Raw genomic sequence first — 815 nt, 5'->3', positions numbered from 1 at the left:
CCTCCAAACCTCTCTATCCAATTATCAAATTTTAAATCATGCAATTCTTCTTTTAGTGAACGAGCTCTTTTTTGATTAGAATATTGTCTTGAAAGCTCATCTGCACTATCCTCACAAGGTACTGCCTCTGTATATTCTTCTATTGATTTACGCGCATTCTCTATTCTTTTGTTACGACTTACCAATCTGTAAAGTCGTCTATAAATTGCTTTTAACATTTCCTTTGCTTTCATAATCTTTCTTCAATTCAATACGGCAAGTTATCACACCTGATGCTCATCTCATCCACCTAATGATTGTTGACCATCGGTTTGCTCATAATCTGTCCTACTCGCTGCACAACCATCAATAAAATCAGATGGTGGGGGTCCTTATTTTTACCTTGTTTAAGTTATTGTATGAATACCCCTGATCATTAAATCCATATTCTGTACTGCCAATAATAAAAAAGCCGCTTCCAAAACCTATGTAACCGTGAAAGAGAGGCCATATACTCCTGTGGTGTCATGAATGTCATTTCATACGTAATAACATTATCATCACACACTACCGTATCTTTTATCTTTTCATCACCACTCACCATAGCATTGCCGGAAACGTATGAACCGTCATAAACCCAACAATCACCCTCATGAGAAAGATTGTCTTCTTTCTCTATAAAACCACCAATGTCACCAGCTTTAACATCACCAAAGTCTCTTAATGCACGAATACGATGAAGAGTGCAGTTATATTTCTTTCCAAATCTTGAATTATCAACCTTCTCACTTTCTTCCGTAAGCTCGTATTTCTTTTCTATACTCATGTTCTTATCC

1 protein-coding gene and 1 pseudogene are annotated in these 815 nt (G+C 36.4%); both read right to left on the bottom strand.

Annotated features, from left to right (window positions below):
- The coding region (locus tag ME3_RS06620; RefSeq protein WP_007477731.1) for a hypothetical protein at window positions 1-233 on the bottom strand (233 nt) is incomplete at its 3' end.
- Between the two features lie 182 nt (window positions 234-415).
- A pseudogene (locus tag ME3_RS07285) lies at window positions 416-815 on the bottom strand (hypothetical protein); the annotation flags it as partial.

The organism is Bartonella melophagi K-2C, from assembly GCF_000278255.1.
In the GTDB taxonomy this organism is placed as follows: domain Bacteria; phylum Pseudomonadota; class Alphaproteobacteria; order Rhizobiales; family Rhizobiaceae; genus Bartonella; species Bartonella melophagi.
Note: the sequence above shows the minus strand (reverse complement) of the source record. Positions and strands in the feature narration are given on the sequence as shown.